Raw genomic sequence first — 6,080 nt, forward strand, 5'->3', positions numbered from 1 at the left:
CTAGGGGGAGAATCGACGGGACGGGGATTTTTACGGGATGTCGATGCGTATCACCGGGCAGCGCCTGATCCATGCCACGCTGGTGCTGCCGCTGCTGCTGACCGGATGCGGCGGCGAGGGTGGCGACGGGGGCGGGGCAAGCACGCCGATCGCGGTCGCGCCGACACCGACGCCGACTCCCGCCCCTTCGCCGTCGCCCACGCCGACGCCCAGCCCGACGCCGACCGCCACCGTCGCGGTACCGCCCGCGCCCGCGCGCCCGGCCAGCTGGGCCGCGGGCGCCGCCGCGCTGTACGTGACCGCGCCCGACGTGCCGGGATGCTCGACCGGCGTGCTGCGCCAGGCGGTGAAGGACGACGTGCTGCTGCGGATGAACGCGCTGCGCGCGCTGCACGGGCTGGCGCCCGTCACGTACAACGACGCCGACGATGCCCAGACGATGGAATCGTCGCTGATGATGGCCGCCAACGGCGCGCTCGATCACACGCCGCCCAACACGTGGAAATGCTGGACGCAGACCGGGTACAACGGATCGAGCAGCAGCAACCTGTACGGGGGCACCGTTTCCGCCTTCCTGACATGGTCGAGCGAGGACGATTTCATCGCGGGCTGGATGACGGAGGTGAACAATTTGCTGGCCGACAATGTCGGTCACCGCCGCTGGATGCTCGATCCGTTCCTGGGCAAGATTTCCTACGGCCGGGTGGCGCAGGTTTTGAGCGACGGGCGCCGGACCGACGCCGCGTCGCTGAAGGTGTTCGGGTTCGCAGGCGGCGTGCCCGCGCCGGGGACCGTGCCCGCGTATGTCGCCTATCCGCAGGGCGATTATCCCGCGCGCTGGTTCGATCCGCGCGCTTTGCTGTCATTCTCCGCCGTCGCCAGCACCGCCGGGCGCGGCGCGAACGCGAACGTCAGCTTCGCCAATGCCACGATCACGGTGCGCGATCCGTCGGGCACTGCGCTGGCGATCAGCGGCGTGTCGTTCGACAATGTCGGCTACGGCCTGCCCAACAACCTGCAATGGAAGGTCGCGGGGTTGCAGAACAACGTGCGCTATTCGGTGGCGATCGCGGGCGTGGTCGTGAACGGCGTGACGCGGAATTACGATTACACGTTCCGCAGCGTGAGTTGATTTCGTCGCCCGTCATCGTGCTCGTAGCGGAGTAATCCAGTGTTTCGCGCGGGACTCTGGATTGCTTCGCTGCGCTCGCAATGACGAAATGAGACAAGGCCCGCCGCGCTTTTCAGCGCGACGGGCCTTTTCTGTTACTCGGGTAGCCCGCGTTACTTGATCTTGACCGGGATGAAGACGCCGGCGGTCCGCTGGCGCGTGACGTTGAGCAGGACGGCGGGGCGGCCCGCGGTCTTCGCCGCGGCCACGACGCGCGCCACGTCGGCGGCGGTGCGGACCGGCTGCGAATTCACCGCGGAGATCACGTCGCCGCGACGCAGCTTCTGGCCCGCGTCGCTGGACGGATCGGTCGCGACGACCACGACGCCCTGCACGGTCGAATCGACCCCGACCGAACGCGCGATCTGCGGCGTCAGCGGCTGGACCGTGACGCCCAGCGACGCGGTCGGGGCGACCTCGCCCGTGCCGTTGTCGTCGGGCAGGCCGTCGTCGTCGCCGCCGCCGCCGAGCGCGGCGATCTGGTCTTCCGCCGGACGGGTCGCGACCGTCGCGGTCAGCGTCTGGGGACGGCCGTCGCGGATCACGTCCAGCTTGATCGCCGATCCCGGCGCCGCATTGGCGACGAGATACGACAGGGTCTGGTCCGGCGACACCTTCTTGCCGTTGATCGCGGTGACGACGTCGCCCGCGCGCAGGCCCGCCTTCGCACCCGGGCCCGCGGGCTCGACGCGGCCGATGATCTCGCCCTGGTTCTTGGGCAGGCCCAGCGCGGCGGCGATGTCGTCGCTCACCGGCTGGATGCCGACGCCGAGATAGCCGCGCTGCACCGACTGGCCCTTGATGAGGGTGTCGATGATCGGCTTCGCCTCCGTCGCGGGGATCGCGAAACCGATGCCGATGTTGCCGCCCGACTGCGAATAGATCTGGCTGTTGATGCCGATCACGTCGCCGTTCAGGTTGAACATCGGGCCGCCCGAATTGCCCTGGTTGATCGCGGCATCGGTCTGGATGAAGCTGTCGAACGGGCCGTTGCCGGTCGACCGGTGGACCGCCGACACGATGCCCGCGGTGACCGTGCCGCCCAGGCCGAACGGCTGCCCGATCGCGACGATCCAGTCGCCGACGCGCGCACGGGTCGAATCGCCCAGCTTCACGAACGGCAGCGCGGTCGGCGACGTGATCTTCAGAACCGCCAGGTCCGACGTCGGATCGCGGCCGATCAGCTTCGCCTTGTATTCCTTGCGGTCCTGCAAGGTGACGGTGATCGATTCGACCGTCGCGCCGCGCGCCGCCGGCGCGATGACGTGGTTGTTGGTGACGACATAGCCGTCGGCGGAGATCAGGAAGCCCGATCCCAGAGACTGCCCCTCGCGCGTCACGGGCGCGCCGCCCTGTCCGCCGCCGCCCATGCCGCCGAACAATTCGCCGAACGGCGTGCCCGCGAACGGGTTAGCCTGCTGCTGCACCGTCACGCGCTGAGTCGTGGAGATGTTGACGACCGCGGGTTGCAGCTTGGCGACCATGTCGGCGAAGCTCATCGGCGCGCCCGCCTTGGGCGCCTGCGCCTGGATCGCGCCGGGTTCATTCTGCGCCACCTGCGCGGTCGCGGGGTTCTGCATGGTCAGCGAGGCGGCGGTGCCGCCGAGGAGGATCGCGCCGGTCAGGGCATAGGCGTATCGCACGGTCTTCATGTCCTCTTGGTCACCCGGTCAAAGCTGTGGAGGTGCCACGTGCTGTGGCTTTCCCACGATGAACGGCGATTGAATGTGAACGATCCGTCAGCCGCGCCGGTCGCCCCGCATTACCCGACTTGAGGGGGTGACGGCGGTGCGACCGGGCGTGGTCACGGCCGCCCGCGGCCCTCGAACTCGCGCAGGTAGGCGTTGTCGCGGCTCATGATGATGTTCGTCGATCCCGCGGGCGCGGCGTTGCCGTCGGCGCCGAAGGTGTAGCGGTACGACTGCATCGCGCGGTAGAAATCGTAGAAGTCGGCGTCCTTGCTGAACGCCTGCGCGTAGATCTGCGCGGAGGAGGCGTCGGCCTCCGCCCGCACGATCTGCGCCGCCTTCTGCCCCTGCGCGCGGATCGTGTTCGCCTCCTGCTGGCGCGCGGTGCGCATCCGCGACAGCGCGCTTTCCAGCGGGCTGCCCTCGGGAAGGTCGGCATGCTTGATCCGCACGTCGATGATCTCCGCCCCGTATTGCCGCGCGTCGCGCTGCAACGACGCCTGGATCGCGTCCATGACGCGCCCGCGTTCGGGCGACAGCAGGCTGGCGAACTGCACCTTGCCCAGTTCGTTGCGCAACGCGGTGCCGAGCAGCGGGCGGAGCTGGTCCGCGACGCGCTCCTCGGTGCTGGACGTGCTGCCGGTGGAGGTGATCGCCTTCAACGGATCGACGATGCGGAAGCGCGCGAAGGCGTCGACGTTCAGCCGCAGCTGGTCGGTCGACAGGACCAGCGTGTTGTCGAGATCGGCGTCGAGCACGCGCTTGTCGATCCACACGATCTTGTCGACGAAGGGCACGCGCGCGATCACGCCCGCGCCGGTGTTGCCCACGACCTGTCCCGGCGTCCACTGGTTGACGATGCGGATCGGGTTGTTGAGCCGCAGCACGACGGCCTGCATGGTTTCGGGCACGATCGCGAAGGTCGCCGCGGCGACGATGACGACCAGCAGTGCGGCGAAGCCGGCGGCGATGGGATTCTGCATCCAGCGCGGCATCAGCGGGCACCCCCCTGCGTCGCGGCGGGCTGGGCCGTGGTTTCCGGCTCGGTCAGCTTGCGCGCGCGGTCCAGCGGCAGGAGCGGCGCCACGCCGGGAACCTCCACGATCGTCTTGTCCGTCTTGGCCAGCACGGCCTCCATCGTCTCGTAATACATGCGGCGGCGCGTGACCTCCGGCGCCAGGCGGTACTGGGCGTAGACCTTGTCGAAGGACGCGGCCTCGCCCTGCGCGCGCGCGATCACCTGCTGCGCGTAGGAGCGGGCGTTGTTGAGGTCGCCCACCGCCTGCTGCTGCGCCGCGGTGACGGCGTTGAAGTCGTCGATCAGGCTGGCGGGGGCGGCGGCCTGCTTGATCGACACGCCCTGCACGCGCACGCCCGCCTCGTAGCTGTCGAGGATCTCCTGCATCGCGGTCGTGACCTTCGCCTCGATCGTGGTGCGGCCCGCGCCGATCGCCTCGTTGAGCGTCGTCGTCGCCAGCACCGCGCGCATCGCGCTTTCCGCGGTGGCGCGGACGGTTTCCTGCGGGTCCTTGATCTCGAACACGTAATCGCGCGGGTTCGTGATGCGCCAGCGGACGGTATAGGCCAGGTCGATGATGTTCTGGTCGCCGGTCAGGACGTTCTCCCCGCCCTCGCGCGGGAATTCGTCGGTACGCACCTGTTCCACGTCCACCTTCGTCACGCTGACGAAGGGGGCGGGGAGGGTGAGGCGGATGCCGGGTTCCAGCATCCCCGAATAGCGGCCGAAGAAGGTGACGACGCCGCGCTGCTGCGGCCCGATCTGGTGGATCGAGGTGAACACCAGCCAGATCGCGGCGATGACGCCGACGCCCAGCAGCCACAGGGTGCGCGCATTGGCGCCCATCGGCAGTTGCGGGCGCCCGCCGCCGCCGCCGCCGTCGCCCCCGCCGCCACCGGGGATGCGCGCCTTCTTCAGGAATTCGTCCAGCGCGGTCGGCCGTCCGCCGCCGGCCTTGCGCCCGCCGGGCGGCTGCGCCCACGGATTGCGCGGGCCCGCGCCCCCCTTTCCGTCGTCGCCGCCGCCGCCCTCGCCCCACGGGCTGGGCGGACCATTGTTGTCGGCGGCGAGAAGGGTCGGGCGGCGCAACGTGAAGCGGGGCCAACGCGGGAGGATGCTCATGACTGTCCTTATAGGAACGCCGCGCGCGAAAAACAGTGGCAAGGCGCGGTCGCACGCGTATCGCCCCGACACATGATCGAACAACAGGTGAAGGCCGCGGTCGCGGCGGTGGCGGGCACGCGCGCGACGGTGCGGGTGGAAGGGCAGCGGATCGGCGTCGTGCTGGACGCCAGCGGGCTGGACCCGACGCAGCGCGACGCGATGGAGGCCGCGGTGCGGATGGCCGCGGGCGCGCCCGGGTTCGAGGTGCGCGTGGTCGTCACAGCCGAACGCACGCAGCGCCGCCTGATCGCGATCGCCAGCGGGAAGGGGGGCGTGGGCAAGTCCACGCTGGCCGCGAACCTGGCCATCGCGCTGGCGCGGCTGGGGCGGCGGACGGGGATGGTCGACGCCGACATCTACGGCCCGTCGCAGCCGACGCTGCTGGGCGCGGAGGGGACGCGGCCGCAGGCGCGCGACAAGGTACTGCTGCCCGTCGCCACCCGCTTCGGCGTGCCCCTGCTGTCGATGGGGCAGCTGATCGAGCCGGGGAAGGCGATCGCGTGGCGCGGGCCGATGACCGCGGGTGCGCTGGGGCAATTGATCGACGCCGACTGGGGCGCCACCGATACTTTGGTCGTCGACCTGCCGCCGGGGACGGGGGACGTGCAGCTGACCATGATCCAGAAGCATCGCCCCGCGGGCGCGGTGATCGTGTCGACGCCGCAGGACCTGGCGCTGATCGACGCGCGGAGGGCGATCGACCTGTTCGAGAAGGCGGGGGTGCCGATCATCGGGCTGGTCGAGAATATGGCGGGCTACATCTGCCCGCATTGCGGCGAGGTGTCGGACCCGTTCGGGCGCGGGGGGGCGGCGGCGGCGGCGGCGGCGGCGGGGATCCCGTTCCTGGGGCGCGTGCCGCTGGATATCGCGATCCGTACCGCGTCGGATGCGGGAGAACCGCCGGCCGCGCAGGACGACGACCGGGTGTTCGCGCCGATCGCGGTGCAGGTGGGGGCGTGGTTGGGCGCGCTCTAGATCCTCCCCGGTACGGGGAGGGGGACCATCCGCAGGATGGTGGAGGGGCTTTGGCAGCGCTCCG

General features: G+C 70.2%; 5 protein-coding genes. 2 read left to right on the plus strand and 3 right to left on the minus strand.

Going from position 1 to position 6,080, the window contains the following annotated elements:
• Positions 1-43: 43 nt before the first annotated feature.
• The gene (locus ASG29_RS05405; protein ID WP_235532788.1) at positions 44-1,132 is read left to right on the plus strand and encodes a CAP domain-containing protein; all 1,089 of its coding nucleotides are present in this window, start codon (positions 44-46) and stop codon (positions 1,130-1,132) included.
• Positions 1,133-1,284: 152 nt separating this feature from the next.
• Here ASG29_RS05405 and ASG29_RS05410 read toward each other — a convergent pair whose 3' ends face one another.
• The 3 genes from ASG29_RS05410 to hflK form a co-directional block, all read right to left on the minus strand.
• Positions 1,285-2,814 carry a Do family serine endopeptidase gene (locus ASG29_RS05410; protein WP_055982261.1) on the minus strand — a complete coding sequence of 510 codons (1,530 nt, stop codon included), beginning with the start codon at positions 2,812-2,814 and terminating at the stop codon, positions 1,285-1,287.
• 161 nt (positions 2,815-2,975) lie between these two features.
• Complete coding sequence (gene hflC / locus ASG29_RS05415) at positions 2,976-3,854, minus strand: protease modulator HflC (RefSeq protein WP_055981379.1); 879 nt, start codon at positions 3,852-3,854, stop codon at positions 2,976-2,978.
• Positions 3,854-4,999 (minus strand): protease modulator HflK, encoded by a 1,146-nt coding sequence (gene hflK, locus ASG29_RS05420; protein WP_055981382.1) that lies wholly within the window; start codon positions 4,997-4,999, stop codon positions 3,854-3,856. The genes hflC and hflK overlap by 1 nt, the downstream gene beginning before the upstream one ends.
• Positions 5,000-5,071: 72 nt before the next feature.
• On the opposite strand from hflK, the gene ASG29_RS05425 reads away from it, so the two are divergent.
• Complete coding sequence (locus ASG29_RS05425; RefSeq protein ID WP_055981385.1) at positions 5,072-6,016, plus strand: Mrp/NBP35 family ATP-binding protein; 945 nt, start codon at positions 5,072-5,074, stop codon at positions 6,014-6,016.
• The last annotated feature ends 64 nt before the right edge of the window (positions 6,017-6,080 follow it).

Origin of the sequence: Sphingomonas sp. Leaf412, from assembly GCF_001425405.1 — a bacterium.
Classification (GTDB): domain Bacteria; phylum Pseudomonadota; class Alphaproteobacteria; order Sphingomonadales; family Sphingomonadaceae; genus Sphingomonas.

Bases quoted from the DNA above. Each gene is read 5' to 3' on its own strand.
- ASG29_RS05405 (WP_235532788.1), top strand. From the start codon at position 44: ATGCGTATCACCGGGCAGCGCCTGATCCATGCCACGCTGGTGCTGCCG.
- hflC (WP_055981379.1), bottom strand. From the start codon at position 3,854: ATGCCGCGCTGGATGCAGAATCCCATCGCCGCCGGCTTCGCCGCACTG.
- hflK (WP_055981382.1), bottom strand. From the start codon at position 4,999: ATGAGCATCCTCCCGCGTTGGCCCCGCTTCACGTTGCGCCGCCCGACC.
- ASG29_RS05425 (WP_055981385.1), top strand. From the start codon at position 5,072: ATGATCGAACAACAGGTGAAGGCCGCGGTCGCGGCGGTGGCGGGCACG.